At 69.4% G+C, this 22,247-nt stretch carries 16 protein-coding genes and 2 tRNA genes; 4 read left to right on the top strand and 14 right to left on the bottom strand.

The window, feature by feature from the left end; translation table 11 throughout:
- The 7 genes from MTQ12_RS07130 to MTQ12_RS07100 all read right to left on the bottom strand — a co-directional run.
- Positions 1–277 (bottom strand): cbb3-type cytochrome c oxidase subunit I (locus tag MTQ12_RS07130; protein ID WP_247425435.1); only part of this gene is annotated, 277 nt, incomplete at its 3' end.
- Between the two features lie 256 nt (positions 278–533).
- Positions 534–953 carry a nucleoside-diphosphate kinase gene (gene ndk / locus MTQ12_RS07125; RefSeq protein WP_247425432.1) on the bottom strand — a complete coding sequence of 140 codons (420 nt, stop codon included), beginning with the start codon at positions 951–953 and terminating at the stop codon, positions 534–536.
- 163 nt (positions 954–1,116) lie between these two features.
- Positions 1,117–1,488 carry a DUF4233 domain-containing protein gene (locus tag MTQ12_RS07120; RefSeq protein WP_137319459.1) on the bottom strand — a complete coding sequence of 124 codons (372 nt, stop codon included), beginning with the start codon at positions 1,486–1,488 and terminating at the stop codon, positions 1,117–1,119.
- A complete protein-coding gene (locus MTQ12_RS07115; RefSeq protein ID WP_247425430.1) occupies positions 1,485–2,999 on the bottom strand; it encodes a folylpolyglutamate synthase/dihydrofolate synthase family protein in 1,515 nt (504 codons plus the stop codon). The genes MTQ12_RS07120 and MTQ12_RS07115 overlap by 4 nt, the downstream gene beginning before the upstream one ends.
- Entirely contained in the window at positions 2,996–6,322 is a 3,327-nt protein-coding gene (gene ileS, locus MTQ12_RS07110) for an isoleucine--tRNA ligase (RefSeq protein WP_247425428.1), read from the bottom strand. The genes MTQ12_RS07115 and ileS overlap by 4 nt, the downstream gene beginning before the upstream one ends.
- Positions 6,323–6,803: 481 nt before the next feature.
- On the bottom strand, positions 6,804–7,556 hold the full coding sequence (locus MTQ12_RS07105) for an SDR family oxidoreductase (protein WP_137319456.1): 753 nt from the start codon (positions 7,554–7,556) through the stop codon (positions 6,804–6,806).
- Positions 7,557–7,735: 179 nt separating this feature from the next.
- Entirely contained in the window at positions 7,736–8,905 is a 1,170-nt protein-coding gene (locus tag MTQ12_RS07100; RefSeq protein ID WP_247425426.1) for an acyltransferase family protein, read from the bottom strand.
- A gap of 82 nt (positions 8,906–8,987) precedes the next feature.
- Here MTQ12_RS07100 and valS point away from each other — a divergent pair, with 82 nt between their 5' ends.
- Together valS and MTQ12_RS07090 are read left to right on the top strand one after the other, a co-directional pair.
- Positions 8,988–11,648, top strand: a complete 2,661-nt coding sequence (gene valS, locus MTQ12_RS07095; RefSeq protein WP_247425424.1) for a valine--tRNA ligase — start codon at positions 8,988–8,990, stop codon at positions 11,646–11,648.
- Positions 11,649–11,737: 89 nt separating this feature from the next.
- Entirely contained in the window at positions 11,738–12,427 is a 690-nt protein-coding gene (locus MTQ12_RS07090) for an AIM24 family protein (protein ID WP_247425422.1), read from the top strand.
- Between the two features lie 70 nt (positions 12,428–12,497).
- On the opposite strand, the gene clpX is transcribed toward MTQ12_RS07090, so the two are convergent.
- The 4 genes from clpX to tig all read right to left on the bottom strand — a co-directional run bounded on the left by clpX (position 12,498) and on the right by tig (position 17,180).
- Positions 12,498–13,778: an ATP-dependent Clp protease ATP-binding subunit ClpX gene (clpX, locus tag MTQ12_RS07085; RefSeq protein ID WP_247425420.1), complete on the bottom strand. Its 1,281-nt coding sequence runs from the start codon at positions 13,776–13,778 to the stop codon at positions 12,498–12,500.
- Between the two features lie 246 nt (positions 13,779–14,024).
- A complete protein-coding gene (locus tag MTQ12_RS07080; protein WP_137319451.1) occupies positions 14,025–14,672 on the bottom strand; it encodes an ATP-dependent Clp protease proteolytic subunit in 648 nt (215 codons plus the stop codon).
- A 20-nt stretch (positions 14,673–14,692) separates the two neighbouring features.
- Positions 14,693–15,316 carry an ATP-dependent Clp protease proteolytic subunit gene (locus tag MTQ12_RS07075; protein WP_295687608.1) on the bottom strand — a complete coding sequence of 208 codons (624 nt, stop codon included), beginning with the start codon at positions 15,314–15,316 and terminating at the stop codon, positions 14,693–14,695.
- A gap of 298 nt (positions 15,317–15,614) precedes the next feature.
- Complete coding sequence (gene tig, locus MTQ12_RS07070) at positions 15,615–17,180, bottom strand: trigger factor (protein ID WP_247425418.1); 1,566 nt, start codon at positions 17,178–17,180, stop codon at positions 15,615–15,617.
- Between the two features lie 302 nt (positions 17,181–17,482).
- On the opposite strand from tig, the gene MTQ12_RS07065 reads away from it, so the two are divergent.
- Positions 17,483–18,529, top strand: coding sequence for an NAD(P)-dependent alcohol dehydrogenase (locus MTQ12_RS07065; protein ID WP_247425416.1), 1,047 nt, complete (start codon positions 17,483–17,485; stop codon positions 18,527–18,529).
- A gap of 70 nt (positions 18,530–18,599) precedes the next feature.
- On the opposite strand, the gene MTQ12_RS07060 is transcribed toward MTQ12_RS07065, so the two are convergent.
- Positions 18,600–18,673: transfer RNA gene (locus tag MTQ12_RS07060), tRNA-Pro, on the bottom strand.
- A 129-nt stretch (positions 18,674–18,802) separates the two neighbouring features.
- On the opposite strand from MTQ12_RS07060, the gene MTQ12_RS07055 reads away from it, so the two are divergent.
- Positions 18,803–18,873: transfer RNA gene (locus MTQ12_RS07055), tRNA-Gly, on the top strand.
- Between the two features lie 71 nt (positions 18,874–18,944).
- Here the strand turns inward: MTQ12_RS07055 and MTQ12_RS07050 are convergent.
- On the bottom strand, positions 18,945–20,540 hold the full coding sequence (locus tag MTQ12_RS07050; protein ID WP_247425414.1) for a sodium:solute symporter family protein: 1,596 nt from the start codon (positions 20,538–20,540) through the stop codon (positions 18,945–18,947).
- Between the two features lie 32 nt (positions 20,541–20,572).
- Complete coding sequence (locus MTQ12_RS07045; RefSeq protein ID WP_247425411.1) at positions 20,573–22,171, bottom strand: amidohydrolase; 1,599 nt, start codon at positions 22,169–22,171, stop codon at positions 20,573–20,575.
- Between the last annotated feature and the right edge of the window lie 76 nt (positions 22,172–22,247).

The raw sequence follows: 22,247 nt of genomic DNA, 5'->3' as shown, positions 1-22,247 counted from the left end.
GCAGCATGATCGTGCCGTGCATGGTGAACAGCTGGTTGTACTGCTCCTTCGTCTCGATGATCTGCATCCCGGGCTCGAACAGCTCGAGCCGGATGAGCAGCGCCATGACGCCGCCGATGCAGAAGAACGTGAAGGACGCGATGAGGTACATGTACCCGATGGTCTTGTGGTCCGTCGAGGTGATCCACTCGACGAACGGTGCGCGCCGTCGCACGGGTGGCCGCTCGGGTGTCGGTGTGCGTCGTCCGGTGTCGGGGATCTCGGTTGCGCTCGTCATGACCGCGCCTGCTTCCATCGGCTGGAATGTGCGCGACGGGTCGGCGGTGGCCCTCCTCGCGCGGCCCGGAGATCGACCGGGGGCCATTCCGGTTCCTCGAGCTTCCCACCCGGGCACCGGCCGGTCTACGGATCGGACGCCTCGGACGCGAACTGCGCGGTATCCCGCAGAAACCGCGCAATGCCGCGCAGTTCGTGGGATACCGCGCAGTCCGGCGCGGGGCCGGCGCATGAGTGCGCGCCGGCCGGTGGGCGTCTCAGCCCTCGGGGAACCAGATCGCGATCTCGCGCGCGGCGGATTCGTCGGAGTCGGAGCCGTGGACGAGGTTCTTCTGCACGTTCAGCCCCCAGTCGCGGCCGAGGTCGCCGCGGATGGTGCCCGGGGCCGCAGTCGTCGGGTCGGTGGTCCCGGCGAGCGAGCGGAAGCCCTGGATGACCCCGTGGCCGGATGCGACGAGCGCGACGAGCGGCCCCTCCGACATGAACTCGACGAGCGGCGGGTAGAAGGGCTTGCCCTCGTGCTCGGCGTAGTGCGCGGCGAGCTGTTCGGGGGTGGCCCGGAGGAGCTCGAGGCGTTCGACGGTGTAGCCCTTGGTCTCGATGCGGGCGATGATCGCTCCGATCAGTCCGCGTTCGACGCCGTCGGGCTTGACGAGCACGAGAGTGCGTTCGGTCACGAGGGGTTCTCCTTCAGGGATCTCGGTTTCGCAGGCGGCGGCCGGTGTGCGGCGCCGCGATCAGTCTAGGACATGCAGGGCCCGGCGCACCGGGCGAGACGGCCTCGGGCCGGTGCACCGGGCGAGACGGTCCCGGTCGGGCGCACCGGGGCCGCGCCGGCGCTCAGCGGCCCCAGGCGGTGAGCTCGCGATCCATCCGCCGCCCCCAGTAGACGGCGACCGCCCACATCACCCCGAACACGGCCCCGACGAAGAACAGCGAGGTCATGACGAATCCGGCGGCGAGGATGAGGATCTGCGCGAGCCAGCCGAGCGCGATCCCCGCGCTGCGCTGTCCGCGACGCCGTGGCAGGGTCGCCACCGCAAGGATGCACAGTGCCGCGAGCGCAGTCGCACCCCCGATCACCCAGCCGAAGGGCACGGGCCGCAGCCCGAAGCCGGCGAGCGCGGCGAAGTAGATGACGAGCACCTCGGAAACGAGCACGGTCGCGCACAGCAGCGGGATCTTCGACTTCTGGGCGGCCGCGCCGGTCATGAGGCGTCCTTCCGGCCGAGCAGCGTGCGCGCCTCGGCGACGGTGGTGAGCGAGCCGGTGACGACGATGCCGACTCCCGGTTCGCCATCGGCGAGTGCGAGGTCGATCGCCTCCATGAGGGCCGCGTTCATGTCCTCGGCGCCGATGACATCATCGGGGTCCCACCATTCGCCCGCCGCCGCGGCGAGCTCCTCGCGCGGCAGTGCGCGTTCGGAGCGGGCCTCGGTGACGACCACCCGGTTGGCGAAGCGGTGGACGTGCTCGAGCACGCCGTGGAGGTCCTTGTCGCCGAACATCGCGAGCACGGCGACGACCTCGCGGAAGTCGAAGGCCTCCTCGATGGTGTCGGCGAGGACGCGGGCGCCGTCCGGGTTGTGCGCACCGTCGACGAGGATCGTCGGCTCGCTCCGGAGGATCTCCGCGCGTCCCGGCGAATCGACCTGGGAGAACCCCTGGGCGACGGTCTCCGCATCGAGCGGCTTCTCCCCGTCGGACAGGAACCGCTCGCAGATGGCGAGCGCGAGCGCGGCATTGTGCACCTGGTGCGCTCCGTGGAGCGGGAGGAACAGGTCCGGGTTGATCCCGAACGCGCCGCGGAGCGTGACGAGCTGGCCGTCGACCGCCTGCTGCCGGGAGATCACGGCGAAGTCGCTGTCCTCCCAGGCCGCGCTCACTCCGCGCTCCTCGATCTGCGCGGTGAAGGCGGCTGCGGCCTCCGGGTCCTGCCGGGCCAGCACGGCAACCGGGTCCGGGGCCGGACTCGGGTCGACGGTGCGGTCGAGGATCCCGGCCTTCGTCGTGGCGATCGCGGTGAGATCGGGGCCGAGGAACGCGGTGTGGTCGAGGCCGACGGGGGTGAACCCGCACACCTGGGCGTCGGCGACGTTCGTCGAGTCCCATTCCCCGCCCATCCCGACCTCGAGCACCATGACGTCGACGGGGGCGTCGGCGAACACGGCGAGGGCGAGGACGGTGAGGGCCTCGAAGTACGTCAGCCGGGCCCGGCCGGCCGCCTCGAGCTCGGCGTCGACGACGGCGAGCACCGGCGCGATCTCGTCGTGCACGCGCACGAACACCGGTTCGGGCACCTCGGCGGAATCCACCGCGATGCGCTCGGTGACCCGGTGGAGGTGGGGGCTGGTGAAGCGGCCCACGCGCAACCCGTGCGCGGTGAGCAGCGCATCGACCATCCGGACGGTCGAGGACTTGCCGTTCGTGCCGGTGATGGTGATGACCGGCGCCGCGGTGTGGACGTCGCCGAGCAGCTCGCAGGCCCTGCGCGTCGCGTCGAGCCGCGGTTCGACCATCGTCTCGCCGGCCCGCGCGAGCAGCTCGGCGTAGACGCGGGCGAGGTCTGCGGTGCCGCGCGCGTCGGCGGGTAGCGGGCGGTCCTCGGAGGTCCCCGTCACCGCCTCGACGGCAGGGGCGTCCGGGTCGTCGGGCAGGAGCGGGGCGAGCTCGCCGCCGGGGAGACCGTCGGGAAGCTCCTCGGGGAGGTGCTGATCCGTCATGCGCGGCTCACCTGCAGGCGCGCATCGGGGTGGAGCTCACCGGCCGGGAACACGCCCTCCTCGGACTCCGGCAGCGGTGCGGCGGTGAGCTCGAGCCGCTCGGTGAGCGTCTCCCCCTGCACCAGCTCGGTATGGGCGCGGAGGTGGTCGAGCGCGGGCTCGGGGGCGGAGATCGTCACCCGGATGCGGTCGGAGACGTTGAGGTCGAGCTGCTTGCGGGCGTTCTGGATCGCGCGCACGGTGTCGCGCGCCGCACCCTCCGCCTCGAGCTCGGGGGTCACGGCGGTGTCGAGGGCGACGAAGCCGGAGTCCATCGCGGCGAGCGCGGCATCGGCGCCCCCGGCGTCGGCGACCTCCTCGAGCGTGTACTCGCCGTCGACGAGCTCGATGCCTCCGGCGGTCACGACCCCGTCGACCACCGACCAGTCGCCGGTCTTCGAGCCCTTGATCGCCTGCTGCACCTGCTTGCCCAGGCGCGGGCCGGCCGCGCGGGCGTTGACGGTGAGCTTCTGCTCGAGGGTGAAACCAGCGGCCGCAGCCTTCTCGAGCGGCAGCACGGTGACCTGCCGCACGTTGAGCTCGTCGGCGATGATCGCGGTGAAGTCCTCGCCGAGCGCGGTGTCGGTGGCGACGGTGAGCCCGGCCAGCGGCAGCCGCACGCGCAGGCTGTTCGCCTTCCGCAGGCTCGAACCGGTGGAGCACACGTCCCGGGTCCGGTCCATCGCGGCCACGAGCTCGGGGTCGGCGGTGAACAGGGAAACATCCGGGTAGTCCTGCAGGTGGACGGAGCGCTCGCCGGTGAGGCCGCGGTAGATCTCCTCGATGGTGAACGGGATGAGCGGGGCGGCGGCACGGAGGAACGCTTCGAAGCACGTGTAGAACACGTCGAAGGACTCGCGCGTGTCCGGGGTGCCGTCCCAGAACCGGCGCCGCGAGCGGCGCACGTACCAGTTGGTGAACATGTCGAGGTGCTCGCGCACCATGTCGCAGGCGCCCCAGATGTCGTAGGTGTCCATGCGGGCCTCGAAGGCGCGGAGGAAGTCGTGCGTCTTCGCCAGCAGGTAGCGGTCGAGCACCCGGGTCGACTCGTAGCGGGGGCGGGCGGCGTAACCGGTCTTCTCACCCGAGTCGGAGTCCGCGGAGTTCGCGTAGGTGGCGAAGAAGTGCCAGGCGTTCCACAGCGGCAGGATGACCTGGCGCACGCCGTCGCGGATGCCCTGCTCGGTGACGACGAGGTTGCCGCCGCGCAGGATCGGGCTCGACATGAGGAACCAGCGCATGGCGTCGGAGCCGTCGCGGTCGAGGACCTCGTTGACGTCGGGGTAGTTGCGCAGGCTCTTCGACATCTTCTGGCCGTCGGAGCCGAGCACGATCCCGTGGGAGATGCAGTTGAGGAACGCCGGGCGGTCGAACACCGCGGTGGCGAGCACGTGCAGGGTGTAGAACCAGCCGCGGGTCTGGCCGATGTACTCGACGATGAAGTCGCCCGGGAAGTGGTGGTCGAACCAGTCGCGGTTCTCGAACGGGTAGTGCACCTGGGCGTAGCTCATCGACCCGGAGTCGAACCACACGTCGAGGACGTCGGTGACGCGGCGCATCGTCGACCTCCCCGTCGGGTCGTCGGGGTTGGGCCGGGTGAGCTCGTCGATGAACGGCCGGTGGAGGTCGGGCTCCCCGGCCTCGTTGCGCGGCAGCCGTCCGAAGTCGGCCTCGAGCTCGGCGAGCGAGCCGTAGACGTCGGTGCGCGGGTGCTCGGGGTCGTCGGACACCCACACCGGGATCGGCGAACCCCAGAAGCGGTTGCGGGAGATCGACCAGTCGCGGGCGTTGGACAGCCACTTGCCGAACTGACCGTGCTTGACGTTCTCCGGCACCCAGGTGATCTGCTCGTTGAGCTCGACCATCCGGTCCTTGAAGGTCGACACCGCGACGAACCAGCTCGACACCGCGCGGTAGATCAGCGGGGTGCGGCAGCGCCAGCAGTGCGGGTAGGAGTGTTCGTAGGTCTCGTGGCGCACGAGCAACGCGCTGCGCCCGGCGAGCGGACCGGTGTGATGCTTGAGGTCGGCGATGATCGGCTTGTTCGCGTCGAACACCTGCTGGCCGGCGTAATCGTCGACGGGGTGCTCGAAGCAGCCGCTGTCATCGACGGGACGCGCCGCCCGGATGCCGTAGGTGTCGGTGAGGACCTTGTCCTCCTCACCGAAGGCCGGCGACTGGTGGACGATGCCGGTGCCGTCCTCGGTGGTGACGAAGTCGGCCTCGAGGATCGTGTGCATCCGCTCGCCGAACTCCTCCTGGCGTCCCTCGAAGTACGGGAAGGGCGGCTCGTAGCGGCGGCCGGCGAGCTCGGGGCCGGGCACGGTGGCGACGACCTCGGGCTCGGCGCCGAGCTCGCTGGCGTAGGCGGCGAGGCGCTCGCGGGCGAGGACGAGGACATGCCCCTGCAGCTCGGGGGCGGCGTCCTCGCCGGGGAGCACGGCGACGTACTCGACCTCGGGGTTCGCGGCGACGGCCTGGTTGCTCGGCACCGTCCATGGGGTCGTCGTCCAGATGAGGACGTACTGCTCGGCGGAGTCGACCTCGGCGCGGCCGGTGCCGAGCTCGACGGGATCGAGGAGCCGGTAGCCGATCGTCACCGAGGGGTCCTGACGCATCTTGTAGACGTCGTCGTCCATCCGGAGCTCGTGGTTGGACAGCGGGGTCTGATCGCGCCAGCAGTACGGCAGCACGCGGTAGCCCTCGTAGACGAGGCCCTTGTCCCACAGCTGCTTGAACGCCCAGATGACGCTCTCCATGTACTCGACGTTGAGCGTCTTGTAGTCGTTGTCGAAGTCGACCCAGCGACCCTGCCGGGTGACGTACTCCTGCCATTCGTCGGTGTACTTGAGGACCGAGGCGCGGCAGGCGGCGTTGAACTCCGCGATGCCCATGTCGGAGATCTGGGACTTGTCGGTGATGCCGAGCTGGCGCTCCGCCTCGAGCTCGGCGGGCAGTCCGTGGGTGTCCCAGCCGAAGCGGCGCTCGACCCGCTTGCCGCGCATGGTCTGGTAGCGCGGCACGACGTCCTTGACGTAGCCGGTGAGGAGGTGGCCGTAGTGCGGCAGGCCGTTGGCGAAGGGCGGCCCGTCGTAGAAGACGAACTCGTTCTCCCCGTTCTCACCGGCGGGCCGGTTGTCGATCGAGGCCTGGAAGGTGCCGTCCTCCTCCCAGAACCGCAGTACATCGGCTTCGATGGCGGGGAACCGCGGAGAGGCGGTGAGCCCGAAGGCGGAGGTCGACTTCTTCGGGTAGAGCGGAGCGGAATCGTGCTGTTCGGTCATGAGCGTCCCTCGGGGTTCGTCCGGTTCGATGGTGTGTCGGTTCGATCCGTGCGAGGACGACATCACTGCCGCGGTACCACCCCGCTTATCCGCGCACCCGCCGGGTCGAACCCGGACCTCCGACCTGCCCGGACCGATGTCGGGGCAGATGATCGGTCCGCGGCTCCGGTGGGGAGCGGATCGCTCATTCCTGCAGGCTGTGACGGGCCCACCCGTCCGGTTCTACTGGGCCGCGGCGCCACGCCCGAGGCGGACGCGCGCGGCTGTTCTTCCGAATGCTCCCCGGTGATGGCCGGATCAGCGCAGTTCCTCAGTCTAGCGCACGGCCGCACGGGGTCCAGTCCACCGTCGCGCCCGCGCGCCCGCTGCCGAACTGCGCGGTATCCGACGACCGCCGCACAATTGCGCGCGCGGATTCGGATACCGCGCAGTTCGAGCCCGCTGGGCCGGCCGGGACCCCGCCCCGGAGTCCATGCGGGCCTCAGAGGCCCTGGTGCCTGGCGACCTTGTGCTGGGCGGCCTGGGCGATCGGGCGGATGACCATGAGGTCCACGTTGAAGTGGTGCGGCCGGGTGAGCGTGTAGACGACGGCGTCGGCGCAGTCCTCGGCGGTGAGCGGGTTCTCCACGCCCTCGTAGACCTTGTCGGCCTTCTCCTGGGATCCCAGCCGCTTGCGGGAGAACTCCTCGGTGGCGACCATGCCGGGAGCGATCTCGATGACCCGCACCGGCTGCCCAGCGAGCTCGAGGCGCAGGGTCGCGGCCGTCGAGTGCGAGCCGTGCTTCGCCGCGACGTACCCGCCGCCGCCCTCGTAGGCCTGGTGGCCGGCGGTCGAGGACATCACGACGATGTCGCCGCGCCCGGACTCGACGAGCGCAGGCAGCAGCGCCTTGACGCACCGCACCACGCCGAGGACGTTGATGTCGAACATCCGCCGCCAGCCGTCGACGTCGGCCTCGGCCACGGTGTCGGTACCGAGCGCGAACCCGGCGTTCGCGACGAGCGCGTTGACGGGGCCTTCGGCGACGACCTGCTCGGCCATCCGGGCGACGTCGGCGTCGCTCGTCATGTCGGCGACGACGACCTCGGCCCCGGTCTCGGCCGCGAGCTCGGCGAGCCGGTCCTCGCGGCGGGCGACGGCGACGACGTCCCACCCCTCCCGGCGGAGGCGGCGGACGGTGGCCGCTCCGATTCCCGAGCTCGCTCCGGTGACGACTGCGCGCAGAGTGGACATGGCTCCTCCGTGTTCCTGGTGGTCGAGTTCCCGGTCACCCGCGGTCACGGGTTCGGCGGTCCTGCGGCCAGCCTACCGGGGTGCGCCGCCGGTGGGCGGAACCGTGCCCGAAGCGCCCGCGGCCCGGCAGGATCCTCGCACGCCCGAGGCGCCCGCACCTCGGCCCCGGCCCGCACGCTTCAGCACCCGGGCGTCCTGAGGTCGGAGGGCCCGACGCCGGTCGACCCGGTGCCCGGCGCACCGTCGGCGCGGGAGTCCTCGGCCGCGAGCCGGCGCATCCAGCGGCGCGGCGGCCGGCCCTCCCCGAACGCCGCGCGGAGGAGCGGGGTCCTCAGCGCGATCATCGTGAGCACGGTGCACACGAGGGTGTAGACGATCGGCATGACGAGGCCGTGGAGCGCGACGTCGCCGAGGCTCGACGGGCCGCCGATGAGCTCGCGCATGGGGAACAGGAGCAGCGGGTGGAGGAGGAACACGCCGAACGAGTACGGGTACAGGCGAGTGAGGAGCCCGAACCCCGAGCGCATGGAGAAGTGGAGGAGGAGGTAGGCGGCGAGCGACATCGCCACGACCATGGGCGAGAGGTACTCGTAGGAGAACTTCCACGGCTTCTCCCCCGGGCCGAACCCCGCCCACAGGAAGGTCGACAGCACACCGGAGGCGAACACGAGTGCGGCGATCACGGCCTGCCGGCGGGTGAGGATCCAGTCGCGCAGCACCCAGCCGAGCACGTAGTAGCCCATCATCGGCAGGAAGCGGGTGGCCGCGTTGGACTCCCCAACCCCGAATGCCGAGGCGAAGATCCCGTCGGCCATCCCGATCCCGAGCAGGATGAGCGCGGTCCCCCACTGGACCCGCCGCGAGCCGTGCGTGGACAGGAGCCGCATGAACGGCGTGAGGAGCGTGAGCCCGGCGAGCACGTAGAGGAAGTAGAGCTGGACGAACGGCGAGCCCGAGGCGATCGCGAGGATCGGATCCCAGTCCGACTCCCGACCGCCCATGTAGTAGAGGCGGAACAGGACATAGATCACGGTCCACACGACGAGCGGGATCCCGATCCGGAAGACCCGCTTGAGGAGGAACTCGCGTGGTCGGCCGCCCTTGGCCGGATCGAGGGCGAGCGCGCCGGCGATCATGAGGAACACCGGGACGGACCAGCGGGCGGAGGAGTCGATCGCATTGGCGAGCCACCACGCGCTCGTCCCGAGATCGGTGTACCGGGTCTCCACGGTGTCGCCGATCGCGTGGATCGCCACGACAGCGATGATCGCCAGCGACCGGGCGGGGTTCATCCAGCCGGTCGAGGTGGGCGGGGGGTTGTCCTCCCCCACGCGTCCGAGCAGTGCCATGCCACCATCGTGCCACGGCAGCGCGCCGCGACGGTGCCGCCTGTTTGGATTGCACCTGCACCGGTGCGAGAATCTGAGCACTATGACTCAACCTGCCTCGCGCACACATGACTCGGTGCATCTCCCGGACAAGCCGGCCCTCGAGGGCCTCAAGGACAAGTGGGACGCGAACTGGGGTGAGTCCGGCGTCTACGCCTTCGACCCCGACACGCAGCGCGACGCCGTCTACTCCATCGACACTCCCCCGCCCACCGCCTCGGGCTCCCTGCACGTGGGGCACGTGTTCTCCTACACCCAGACCGACATCATCGCCCGCTACCAGCGGATGACGGGGAAGAACGTGTTCTACCCGCTGGGCTGGGACGACAACGGCCTGCCCACCGAGCGGCGGGTGCAGAACTACTATGGCGTGCGGTGCGAACCGAGCCTGCCCCACGACCCGGGCTTCGAGCCGCCGGCCAAGCCGGCGAAGAACCCGCGGGACTTCGTGCCGGTGTCCCGGCAGAACTTCATCGAGCTGTGCGAGCAGCTGTCCGCCGACGACGAGAAGGTCTTCGAGGACCTCTTCCGCTCCGTGGGCCTGTCGGTCGACTGGAAGTACACCTACCGCACGATCGACGACACCTCGCGCGCGGTGAGCCAGCGGGCGTTCCTCGCCGACCTGGCGGGCGGCCACGCCTACTCCACCGATGCGCCGACGATGTGGGACGTGACCTTCGGCACCGCGGTCGCCCAGGCCGAGCTCGAGGACCGCGAGAAGGAGGGCGCCTACCACCGGGTGGCATTCCACCCGGCCGCCGCCGACGGCACCGCCGACACCTCCGCCGACCCGATCGTCATCGTCACTTCGCGCCCGGAGCTCATCCCCGCCGTGGTCGCGCTCGTCGCCCACCCCGACGACGAGCGCTACCGGCCGTACTTCGGCACCACGGTGGTGTCCCCGCTGTTCGGCGTGTCCGTCGAGGTCCGCGCCCACGAGCTGGCGAAGGCCGACAAGGGCACCGGCATCGCCATGGTCTGCACCTTCGGCGACCTCACCGACGTCACCTGGTGGCGCGAGCTCGACCTGCCCACCCGCCCCGTGATCACCCGCGAGGGGCGTCTGGCCCGCGAGGTCCCCAAGTGGATCGCGGACTCGCCCAAGGCCGATGCGGCCGAGCTCTACACGCAGCTCGCCGGCAAGACGACCTTCACCGCCCGCAAGGACATCACCGAGCTCCTCCGGGAATCCGGCGACCTGCTCGCCGACCCGGAGCCGATCACCCACCCGGTGCCCTTCTACGAGAAGGGCGACAAGCCGCTCGAGGTCGTCACCAGCCGCCAGTGGTACATCCGCAACGGCGGGCGCTCGGCCGAGCTCCGCGATGCGCTCATCGCCCGCGGCCGCGAGGTCACGTGGTACCCCGGCTTCATGCGCTCGCGCTACGAGAACTGGGTCGAGGGCCTCAACGGCGACTGGCTCGTGTCCCGGCAGCGCTACTTCGGCGTGCCGATCCCGCTGTGGTACCGGCTCGACGCCGACGGCAGCCCGGACTACTCCGCGCCGATCGTGCCCGAGGACGCCGCGCTGCCCGTCGACCCGCAGGCCCAGGCTCCCACCGGGTTCAGCGAGGATCAGCGCGATCAGCCCGGTGGCTTCACCGGCGACCCGGACGTCCTCGACACCTGGGCGACCTCCTCGCTCACCCCGCAGATCGTCGGGGGCTGGTCGCGGGACCAGGCGCTGTTCGACACGGTCTTCCCGTTCGACCTGCGGCCGCAGGGTCACGACATCATCCGCACCTGGCTGTTCTCCACGGTCGTCCGGGCGAACTCGCTCAACGACTCCGTGCCGTGGCGCAGCACCGCGCTGTCCGGCTGGATCCTCGACCCGGACCGGAAGAAGATGTCGAAGTCGAAGGGCAACGTCGTCGTGCCGAGCGACATCCTCGAGGAATCGAAGCCCGGCTTCGGTCCGGACGCGGTGCGCTACTGGGCGGCGAGCGCACGGTTCGGCGCCGACACCGCCTACGACGTCGCGCAGATGCAGATCGGCCGGCGGCTGGCGATGAAGCTCCTCAACGCCTCGAAGTTCGCGCTCGCGCAGGGCGTGCACGCAGGCCTCGTGGGCCGGGCGGACCTCGTCACCGAGCCGCTCGACCGGGCGCTGCTCACCGCGCTGCGGGCGACCGTGGCCGACTGCGGCACCCACATGGCCGCCTACGACTACTCGCACATGCTCCGCGCCGCGGAGTCGTTCTTCTGGGAGTTCACCGACGACTACGTCGAGCTCGTCAAGGACCGCTCCTACGGGGCGGACGGCGAGGCCGCGCAGCTGTCGGCCCACGCCACGCTCGCCACCGCGCTCGACGTGCTGCTGCGGCTCTTCGCACCGATCACCCCGTTCGTCACCGAAGAGGTGTGGTCGTGGTGGCAGGAGGGCTCCGTCCACCGTGCCGCATGGCCCGCGCCGGAGGCGCTGCCGGAGTTCCCCGCCGCCGAGGCGCCGGCCGGCATGCTCGCCGACGTCGCCGCGGTGCTCGGCGAGGTGCGCCGGACGAAGACCGAGGCGAAGGTCTCGCAGAAGACGGAGATCACCCGCGCCGTCGTCACCGCCGAACCGCGGATCATCGAGCTCATCGCACGCGCCGAGGCGGACCTGCGCGCCGCCGGCCGCGTGAAGGACTGGGAGCTGCGTGCCGTCGAGGGCGCGGAGCTCGCCGTGACCGAGGTCGAGTTCGCTGTGGCGGATCCGCAACGCTGAGGTCTCGTCCTCGGGGTTCCGGGGATCTAGTCTGGGGAGTGCGAGCACCTGCTCGCACTCCCCTTCTTTGTCGTCACGAGGAGCCCCTGATGCGAAGCGAACTCTTTGCCAAGCGCAATGCCGAACAGGAGAGCAACCAGCGCTGGACGATGCAGTCGTCCAAGATGCTGCGCGCGCTCGTCACCCCCGATGCCCCGATGGTCGCCACGAAGGGCGCGATGGTCGCCTACCAGGGCAACGTCGAGTTCACCCACCAGGGCTCCTCGTCCGTCGGTCAGTTCCTCAAGAAGGCGATGACGAACGAGGACACCCCGATGATGCGGGTCGAGGGCCACGGTGAGGTGTTCTTCGCCCGGCAGGCCGCGAACATCTTCATGATGCAGCTCGAGGGCCAGCAGGACGCCCTCACAGTGAACTCCTCGAGTCTGCTCGCCTTCGATGCGGACCTCGCCTGGGACATCAAGCGGATCAAGGGCGTCGGAGCGCTCGCCGCCGGCGCCGGCCTGTTCAACCTCGAGATGTCCGGGACCGGCACCGCTGCGGTGTGCTGCCAGGGCGATCCGATGATCCTCGACTGCTCGCGCACCCCGACCTTCGTCGACCCGCAAGCCGCCGTGTGCTGGTCGGCCAACCTCGCGCCGAACATCAAGTCCGCGGTGAGCGTGGGGTCGTTCTTCGGCCGCGGGTCCGGGGAGAGCTTCCAGCTCGTGTTCCACGGTCCCGGCTTCGTCGTCGTGCAGCCCTCGGAGGGCTACGGTCAGGCCGTCGCCACGCAGTAATCCGGGGAGACAGCGGATGCCCGGTGCGGACCGTGCGGTCCACGCCGGGCATCCGTTCTCCGCTGTCCGGTCAGGCGGACTTGGGCCTGCGCTGCTGGGGTTCGGAGTCCTTCTTCGGCACGATCGTCGGGGCGGCGTTGCTCTCCACCACCGCCTTGGTGACGACCACGGAGCCGACGTCGTCGCGGCTCGGGATGTCGAACATCACCGGCTGGAGCACCTCCTCCATAATCGAACGGAGGCCGCGCGCACCGGTGCCGCGCAGCAGTGCGAGGTCGGCGATCGCCTCGAGCGCCTCAGGCTCGAACTCGAGCTCCGCCCCGTCGAACTCGAACATCTTCTGGTACTGCTTGACGAGCGCGTTCTTCGGTGCGGTGAGGATCGACATGAGCGCCTCGCGGTCGAGGTTCGACACCGTGGCGAGCACCGGCAGGCGGCCGATGAACTCCGGGATCAGCCCGAACTTGAGCAGGTCCTCCGGCATGAGCTCGGAGTAGAGGTCGTCCTCGTCCTGCTTGGACTGGATGAGAGCCCCGAAGCCGATGCCGTGCTTGCCCTTGCGGGAGGCGATGATCTCCTCGAGGCCGGCGAAGGCGCCGGCGACGATGAAGAGCACGTTCGTCGTGTCGATCTGGATGAAGTCCTGGTGCGGGTGCTTGCGCCCGCCCTGCGGAGGCACCGAGGCCTGTGTACCCTCGAGGATCTTGAGCAGCGCCTGTTGCACGCCCTCGCCGGACACGTCGCGGGTGATCGACGGGTTCTCCGACTTCCGTGCGATCTTGTCGATCTCGTCGATGTAGATGATGCCGGTCTGCGCCCGCTCGACGTCGAAGTCGGCGGCCTGGATGAGCTTGAGGAGGATGTTCTCCACGTCCTCGCCGACGTAGCCGGCTTCGGTCAGCGCGGTGGCATCCGCCACGGCGAACGGCACGTTGAGGCGCTTCGCGAGGGTCTGGGCGAGGTAGGTCTTGCCGGATCCCGTGGGGCCGACGAGGAGGATGTTCGACTTCGCGATCTCGACGCCGGAATCCGCGTCCGACCCGGAGTCGGTGAGCGCGCGGATGCGCTTGTAGTGGTTGTAGACCGCGACAGCGAGGGCCTTCTTCGCCGGCTCCTGGCCGACGACGTACTCCTGGAGGAAGTCGTAGATCTCGCGCGGGCGGGGCAGCTCCGTCTCCTCGACCTCTGCGGTCGATTCGTTGAGCTCCTCCTCGATGATCTCGTTGCACAGACCGATGCACTCATCGCAGATGTAGACGCCCGGCCCGGCGATGAGCTTCCGGACCTGCTTCTGGGACTTCCCGCAGAAGTTGCACTTGAGCAGGTCAGCACCCTCAGTTCCGCGAGCCACTGTCACAACCTTTCAGCGGGGCATGTGCCCCCACGACTATCCCTGTTCGGATGAACACCTCAACAGCATTCCACATCCCGCTGACACGGCGCCGGACCCGGCTCCGGAGGCGTGTCGAGGAACCGGGCCCGTGGCCGGCGACGGCCGTCTTCGCGACGGCGCCGGGTGCGCGACGGGGCGCGGACCTCTGCGGTCCGCGCCCCGGGTCCCCGGCGCCGTTCGCGGCGTCGGGGAGGAGACCGATCCTCAGCGCACGGCCTTGCGCGAGGTCAGCACCTGGTCGACCAGACCGTAGTCGAGCGCCTGGTCGGCGGTGAGGAACAGGTCGCGCTCGATGTCGCTCGACACCTGCTCGGCCGTCTTGTTCGAGTGGGACGCCAGGGTCTCCTCGAGCCAGGTCCGCATGCGCAGCACCTCGGCGGCCTGGATCTCGATGTCCGAGGCCTGCCCGTGCCCCTGCCCCTGCATGGACGGCTGGTGGATGAGCACGCGGGCGTTGGGCAGCGCGAGGCGCTTGCCCTTGGTGCCCGCCGCGAGCAGCACGGCTGCCGCGGAGGCCGCCTGGCCCAGGCACACCGTCTGGATCTCCGGCTTGACGTACTGCATGGTGTCGTAGATCGCGGTGAGCGCGGTGAACGAGCCGCCCGGCGAGTTGATGTAGAGGGTGATGTCGCGGTCGGGGTCCTGCGACTCGAGGACGAGCAGCTGGGCCATGACGTCGTCGGCCGACGTGTCGTCGACCTGCACGCCGAGGAAGATCACGCGGTCCTCGAACAGCTTGGTGTACGGATCCTGCCGCTTGAAGCCGAACGGGGTGCGCTCCTCGAACTGCGGCATGACGTAGCGCGAGGTCGGCATCTGGCCGGCGGCGGCCCACGGTGAGAGATTCGTCATTCTTCTGACTCCTTGGTTCTTCAGTTGAGCGCGGACTCGCCGGACATGTCCTCCGAGCCGGTGATGACCCGGTCGATGAACCCGTACTCGCGGGCCTCCTCGGCGGTGAACCAGTGGTCGCGGTCGTTGTCCTTGAGGATCTGCTCGAGCGACTTCCCGGTCTGCTCGGCGGTGAGCTCGGCCATCTGCTTCTTCATGTGGAGGATGAGCTCGGCCTGGATCTTGATGTCCGTGGCCGTGCCGCCGATCCCGCCGAGCGGCTGGTGCATGAGGATGCGCGCGTGCGGGGTGGCGTAGCGCTTGCCCTTGGCGCCCGAGGACAGGAGGAACTGTCCCATCGAGGCGGCCATGCCCATGGCCACGGTGCCGACGTCGGGCTTGACGTGCTGCATGGTGTCGTAGATCGCCATGCCGGCCGTCACCGAGCCGCCGGGCGAGTTGATGTAGAGCCAGATGTCCTTGTCCGGGTCCTCCGCGGCGAGCAGCATCATCTGAGCACAGATCATGTTGGCGTTCTCGTCCCGCACCTCCGAGCCGAGCCAGATGATGCGCTCCTTGAGAAGGCGGTTGAAGATGTGGTCATCGAGGCCCAGTCCCCCGGTTCCGCCTGCGGAAACCGGTGAGGCGAACTCGTGTGTGCTCACGTTTCACTCCTGTTGTCTGTTGCTGTCCTGTACTGGACTCTAACCGCTGCATCCGGGGATTTAGTCCCCGACCGTCCGGTGTTCGCCCTCAGCGTGATCGGCCCCGGCGCGGCCGTGACCGGGCCGGACGCTGCACGCGCGGCAGCACGCGCCGAACCGTCCGGAAGGCGTCTGCCCCCGGGCCCGGAATGGGCCAGAGCGAGGTGACACGAGAGTGCCCGGACGACGACGGCGGGCACGGTGTGCACCGTGCCCGCCGTCGGGTGACCGGACCGCCTCGCAGCGGACCGGCGCGAACTCACTCGGAGTCGGAGTCCGCCTTCTCGTCCTTCTTCGCCGCGGCCTTCTTGGCCGCCGGCTTCTTGGCGGCGGCCTTCTTCGCCGGCGCCTTCTTCTTGGGCGCGTCCTCGGCATCGGCCTCGGCGTCGTCCTTCTTCGCGGACTTCTTCGGAGCGGCCTTCTTGGCCGGGGCCTTCTTCTCGGCCTTCTCCTCGGAGTCGGCCTTCTCGCCGGAGTCGGACCCCGCCTCGGCGTCGGTCGACTCGACAGCCGCCTCGACCTCCTCGGAGTCCTCCTCGTCCTCACCCGGGGCGGTGGTGAACGCGGTCATGTCGACGGTGCTGCCGTCGGCATCGACGACCTTCGCCCCGGCGAGCACCTCGGCCAGGGCCTTGCGGCGCGCAACCTCGGACACGATGGCCGGGACCTGGTTGTTCGAGTCGAGCGCCTGCGCGAACTCGTTGGGGTTCATGCCGTACTGCTGGGCCGCGGAGATGATGTACTCGATGAGCTCCGGCTGCGAGACGTCGACGTTCTCGGCCTCGACGACCGCGTCGAGCACGAACTGGGTGCGCAGGGTCTTCTCCGTCTCCGCGGTGACCTCGGCGCGGTGCTCGTCGTCCTCGAGCCGGTTCTCCTGCTCGAGGTGGCGGTGCACCTCGTCCTCGACGAGCTTGGCCGGGACGGGGACATCGAGCTTCTCGATGAGGAGCTCGAGGACCTTGTCGCGCGCCTGCACGCCCTGGTCGAACTCCTTCTGCTTCGCGGCCTGCTCGCGCAGGTCGGCCTTGAGCTCGTCGATCGTGTCGAACTCGCTGGCGAGCTGCGCGAAATCGTCGTCGGCCTCGGGGAGCTCGCGCTCCTTGACGGCCTTGAGGGTGATCGCGACGAGGCCGGCCCTGCCGGCGTGCTCGCCCCCGGCGAGAGTGGACTCGAAGGAGGTCTCCTCCTCGGCGGACAGCCCGTCGAGCGCCTCGTCCATGCCCTCGAGCATGGTGCCGGCACCCACCTGGTAGGAGATGTCGGAAGCCGAGTCGACCTCTTCGCCGTCGACCGTGGCGGTGAGGTCGAGGGTGACGAAGTCGTCCTTCTGCGCCGGGCGGTCGACGGTCTTGAGGGTGCCGAAGCGGCTGCGGAGGTCGGTGAGCTCCTTCTCGACGTCCTCGTCGGAGACCTCGAAGGTGTCGACCTCGACGCTCAGGGTGTCGTAGGCGGGGAGCTCGATCTCGGGGCGGACGTCGACCTCGATGGTGAAGGTGAGGTCGCCCTCCTCCGTGCCGTCGAGGCCGGGGATCGCGGTGACCTCGACCTCGGGCGAGCCGAGCGGGCGGAGCTCGTGCTCGTCGATGGCTTTGCGGTAGAGGTCGTCGAGGCTGTTGTTCACGGCCTCCTGCAGGACCGCCGGGCGACCGACGCGCTGGTCGATGATCCGCGCAGGGACCTTGCCGCGGCGGAATCCGGGGATGGAGACCTGCTTGGCGATCTCCTTGTACGCCGCGTCGATGCTCGGCTTGAGTTCGGCGTAGGGCGCTTCAACGCTGAGCTTGACCCGCGTGGGGTCGATGTTCTCGACGGAGCTCTTCACAGTAAACCTCTCGTTGGGACAGAAGGTAGGGGGATCCGGCTCACTCGCCGGATTGCAGACCGCCCTACAGCCTATCCCAGACCGTTCGACGGGCGAAAATCCGCCGCAGCAGGGTCCGCGGCGGCCACCCGCCCGACCACGGAGTGAACACCGGATGTCGACGATCCGAACGCACGCACACATGCGCATACGTCGCTCTAGGGTGGAGGTGATCGCGGTTCCCGAGCCACCGGGCCCGGCGGCTGCGATCGGGCCGGCGACACCGGCCCGCCCCGGAACGCATCAACAGGAGTGAGGCACCCATGCGCGCGATCGTGTTCGAGGACTACAAGACCTTCCCGACCCTCAAGGAGATCGACCGACCCACTCCGGGCCCCGGGGAGGTGCTGCTCAAGGTCGCCGGCGCAGGCGCCTGCCACTCCGACGTCGCGATCTACGACGTGTTCGAGGCCGACACCCCGGGCCGCGTGCCGCCCTCGTTCGTGCTCGGCCACGAGAACTCCGGCTGGGTCGAGGAGCTCGGCCCCGGGGTCGAGGGGTTCGAGAAGGGCGACGCCCACCTCGTCTACGGACCGGTCGGCTGCGGCCGGTGCAAGGCCTGCTCACGCGGGCAGGACACCTACTGCGAGAACCAGGCGACGAACCCCTACATGGGCATCGGGCTGGGCCGCGACGGCGGGATGGCGGAGTACGTGTCCGTCCCCGCCCGCAACCTCGTGCCGCTCGGGGATGCCGACCCGGTGGCCGCCGCTCCCCTGTCCGATGCCGGCCTCACCCCGTACCACGCGATCAAGCTCGCACTGCCGCACCTGGCCGGCGGCGGGAAGTCCGCGCTCGTCATCGGCCTGGGCGGGCTCGGTCAGATCGGGGTGCAGATCCTCCGCGCGCTCACCGGTGCGACGATCATCGCCACCGACATGAAGCCCGAGGCGATGGCCCAGGCGGAGAAGTACGGTGCGGTGACCGTGCCGGGCGGGGACGATCAGGTCGATCGGATCCGCGAGCTCACCGGCGGTCGCGGGGTGGACGCGGTGTTCGACTTCGTCGGCGCGGCTCCGACGATCGGGATCGCGATGGCCTCGGTCGCGGTGCAGGGCCGGGTGACGATCGTCGGGATCGACGGCGGCGCACACCCCTGGTCGTTCTTCACCGCGCCCTACGAAGCGGAGCTGACGAGCACGTACTGGGGCACGATCGAGGACCTCCACGAGGTCGTCGCGATGTACCGCGCCGGTCAGATCGTGCCGGAGGTCGAGCGCTTCTCGCTCGACGACGGGCTCGAGGCGTACCGGAGGCTCCAGGCCGGCGAGCTCTCCGCCCGCGCCGTCGTCGTCCCGCACGGCGGCTGAGGATCCTGATCGTCGGGAGCCGGCGATGCACGAGGGCCCGCGGACCGTTCGGTCCGCGGGCCCTCCGCCGTCGGGGTGACAGGATTTGAACCTGCGACCCTCTGCTCCCAAAGCAGATGCGCTACCAAGCTGCGCTACACCCCGGGGTCCTCTCGAATCATAGTCAGCGCGCTCTCGATTGCCCTAATCACCCGGGCCGGATCACCCGGGCCGATGGGGATGCAGGTTTTGCCAAACCGCCCGCCTCTGGTCTAGAGTCGGTCTCGCACATTCGGGGATGTAGCTCAATGGTAGAGCCTCAGTCTTCCAAACTGATGGTGCGGGTTCGATTCCCGTCATCCCCTCGCAACAGAAGCGCCGCTGGTGACAGCGGCGCTTCTGCATTCTCGGGTACCCACCTCGGGACCCGGCGGGGTCACTGCGGGCGACGGCCCGGTTCCATGGACGCAGCCGCCGAGGTGCCGGCCGCCCGGCCATCTCCACGCGCACCCGCATCCGTGCCTCCGGTCCCGCTCGCCTCGTCTCCCGCGCCGTCCGACCGCTCGGAATCGAGCACCAGGCGCGTCTCCTCGGGCGGCAGTCCGGCGAACTCGACGAGCCGCCTGCGGTCGACGAAGTGGAACACGAGGTACGTGGCGATCGACAGTGGGAACCCGAGGAACACCGGGTGGATGCCGAACGGCCCGCCCAGCAGGGTCCAGCCGATCGACACGACGAGTCCGACCCACATCGAGATGATGGCCCCGCGGCCCGAGACCCGCGTGAAGTAAAGGGCGACGATGGCGGGGAACAGGAGGCCGGACACGAGCATGGCCGTTCCGGTCACCCACAGCTCGACGAGCACCGGCACCGCGAGCGCGAGGACGAGCGCGATCACCGCAGTGATGACGACCGCGATCCGGCTCCAGCGCAGGAGCGCCTTCTGCGAGGTGTCCTTGGCCAGTCGGGGTTTGATGACGTCGTTGACGATCGACGACGCGCCGCACATGAAGAACGAGTCCGCGCACGAGATCACCGTCGCCATGAGAGCGACGATGAGGATGATGACGACCTCGAAGGGGAGCAGCTCGGCGATGAGCTCGTAGTACACGAGGGTCGGGTCCTCGGATTCGAGTCCGATGCCGAACCGGGCCCAGACGCCGATCCAGATCACCATGACCATCGTTGCGGTCATGAGCGCCAGCGCGATCCAGTACCCCTTGATCACCGTCTTGAGGTCCTTGCCCGCCCAGGCGCGCTGCCACAGGTCCTGCCGGACGAGCTGGTAGGCGCCGACGGTGAGCGCGTAGACGGCCACCTCGGCGAAGCCGATCCCCATCGGATCCATGAGCTGACCGAGCCCCTGGGCCTCGGCGTTGGCCTGCACCTGGCTGAAGTCCCCGGCGACGACGAGGACGAGGACGAACAGCCCGAACACCGCGATGGTCTGCAGGGTGCCGTGGAACGCGTCCTGCCACACCACGGCCTTGAGCCCGCCGAACACCGTCTTGATCGTGAGCATGACGGCGGAGATGATGATCGCCGCGGTCATGGGGATGTTGGCGATGAGGTTGAGGATGAGGCCGATCGACACGAACTGCATGCCGGTGATCGCGCAGTAGGCGGTGAGCACGGCGATCGTCGTCGGGATGCGGGCCGCGGAGCCGAAGCGGTGCGCGGTGAAGTCGCCGATCGTCACATAGTTGTTCTTCTCCCCGAGCACCCGGATGCGCTTGATGAAGAAGACCGCCATGAGCACGCTGGCGAGGATGATGCCGGCGTTGAACCACTGCTGACCCATGCCGAGCGAATAGCCGTTGGTGATGAGGCCGAGCAGGATCGAGCCGCCGATCGCGGTGCCGACGTAGGTGAGGATGAGGGGGAACAGCGTCACGCTGCGCGAGGCGACGTTGTAGTCCTCGTAGGTCTTGATCTGCTTGAGTCCGATCCACACCGAGACCCCGATGAGGAAGAAGAAATAGGCGATGGTGATGACGGTGAGGATGACCTGCTGGTCTCCTGAATAGAGCATGAGTGCGTCCTCTCGGCGGTGTCCGGTGGGCGTCAGTTCGGTGAGACGGGCTCCCCCGCCAGGTACACCCCGGTCGGGGTGAAGTCCTTGAGCTCCTCGACGTCGACCTCGAACGGGCTGCGCTCGTAGACGCCGAAGTCCGCGTGCGCTCCGACGGCGATCGTGCCGAGCGTGTCCTCTTCGAACGTCGCATAGGCGGCGAGCGAGGTGTAGGCGGCGAGCGCCTCGGCCACGGTGATGTTCTGCACGGTGTCGAGCACCTGGCCCGAGGAGCTCTTCCGGGTCACGGCGCCGTAGATCCCCTCCCACGGATTGCCGTTGGTGACAGGGACATCGGAGTTGCCCGGTGCCACGATCCCCCGATCGATGAAGGTGCGGTGGGGGTAGACCCGCTCCATCCGCTCGGTTCCGAGGACGTCGAGGTAGCTGTCGCCGATGTGATAGACGAACCCGACGGAGGAGGCTGCGATGATGCCGTGGCGGGCGAGCGCATCGAGGTTCTCGTCGCTCGGCAGGGTGCAGTGCTCGATCCGCGCCCGCATCTCTTCGACCCGGCCCATCAGGCCGGTGCCCTCGAGCGCACGCAGCGCCTGGTCGATCGCGGCGTCCCCGATCCCGTGGATCGCCGGACGCAGGCCGTGCTCGAGCGCGCGACGCACGGCCGCCGTGATCTCCTCGTCGTCGTAGTAGAGGATCCCGGTCTCGTCGCTGTGCTCATAGGGGCATGTCAGCGCGGCGGTCTGGCCTCCGACTCCCCCGTCGAGCACGAACTTCATTCCCTGGATCCGGACCATGTCGTCGCCGAGGCCCGAGGTGATCCCGGCGCCCACCGCGGCGGACAGGAGCCCCTTCATCCCCATCTGGTCGAGCGCCCACAGCCACGGTCGGACCCGGACGCCGAGCCGGTCGGCGCGGTTGAGGGCGGTGTAGAGGCGCATCTCCGCAGAGCCCGTGGACATGTCGTTGACGGTGGTGACTCCCCATTCGGCGAACTTCGCCTGGGCGAGCGCGAATCCGCGTTCGAGCATCTCCGGGGTGTAGGCGGGAATCTGCAGGAGGTCCTGGGCGGCCTCCTGCAGGATCCCGGTGGGCTCCCCGGTGTCGGGGTCGCGCACGAGCCGTCCGCCCGCCGGGTCCGCGGTGCTCGCGTCGATCCCCGAGAGCTCGAGCGCCTTCGAGTTCGCGAGTGCGATGTGCCGGCAGCCGCGGATGAGGACGACCGGGTGATCGGGGGCGACCGCATCGAGATCCTGCCGGGTGGGGACCCTCCGGTCGTCGAGGTAGCCCTCGAGCCAGCCCGCCCCGCGGATCCAGCCGTCGGCCGGAGGATCCTGTACGGCCGCGGCGACCGCGTCTTGGATCGCGGCGATCGACCCCGCGCTCTGCGGCGTCACATCGACCTCGAGAAGCGTTCGCGCGAGCATCGCAGGATGGCCGTGGCTCTCGATGAAGCCGGGCAGCAGGTACTGCCCGGCGAGGTCGACGGTCCGGGAGTCGGGGTCGGCCCGAGTCCAGTCCGGGGCGGCCTCGTCGATCGAGCGGACCCGGCCGTCGACCACCGTGACGGTCCGCGGTGGCGAGAACGAATCCCCTTCGAACACCCGGGCATTGGCGAAGATCCTGACGGTCACATGCTCTCCTTCGTCGACGTGTGACCAAGGTAACACGGGTGATCCGACCGTCGGAGCACAGTGCTGGGCCGGTGCC

This window comes from Brevibacterium sp. R8603A2 (genome assembly GCF_023072605.1).
Taxonomy (GTDB): domain Bacteria; phylum Actinomycetota; class Actinomycetes; order Actinomycetales; family Brevibacteriaceae; genus Brevibacterium; species Brevibacterium pityocampae.
This window is presented reverse-complemented; position numbering and strand designations above follow the sequence as displayed.

Bases quoted from the DNA above. Each gene is read 5' to 3' on its own strand.
- MTQ12_RS07120 (WP_137319459.1), bottom strand. From the start codon at position 1,488: ATGACCGGCGCGGCCGCCCAGAAGTCGAAGATCCCGCTGCTGTGCGCG.
- MTQ12_RS07115 (WP_247425430.1), bottom strand. From the start codon at position 2,999: ATGACGGATCAGCACCTCCCCGAGGAGCTTCCCGACGGTCTCCCCGGC.
- ileS (WP_247425428.1), bottom strand. From the start codon at position 6,322: ATGACCGAACAGCACGATTCCGCTCCGCTCTACCCGAAGAAGTCGACC.
- MTQ12_RS07105 (WP_137319456.1), bottom strand. From the start codon at position 7,556: ATGTCCACTCTGCGCGCAGTCGTCACCGGAGCGAGCTCGGGAATCGGA.
- MTQ12_RS07100 (WP_247425426.1), bottom strand. From the start codon at position 8,905: ATGGCACTGCTCGGACGCGTGGGGGAGGACAACCCCCCGCCCACCTCG.
- valS (WP_247425424.1), top strand. From the start codon at position 8,988: ATGACTCAACCTGCCTCGCGCACACATGACTCGGTGCATCTCCCGGAC.
- MTQ12_RS07090 (WP_247425422.1), top strand. From the start codon at position 11,738: ATGCGAAGCGAACTCTTTGCCAAGCGCAATGCCGAACAGGAGAGCAAC.
- MTQ12_RS07080 (WP_137319451.1), bottom strand. From the start codon at position 14,672: ATGACGAATCTCTCACCGTGGGCCGCCGCCGGCCAGATGCCGACCTCG.
- MTQ12_RS07065 (WP_247425416.1), top strand. From the start codon at position 17,483: ATGCGCGCGATCGTGTTCGAGGACTACAAGACCTTCCCGACCCTCAAG.
- MTQ12_RS07050 (WP_247425414.1), bottom strand. From the start codon at position 20,540: ATGCTCTATTCAGGAGACCAGCAGGTCATCCTCACCGTCATCACCATC.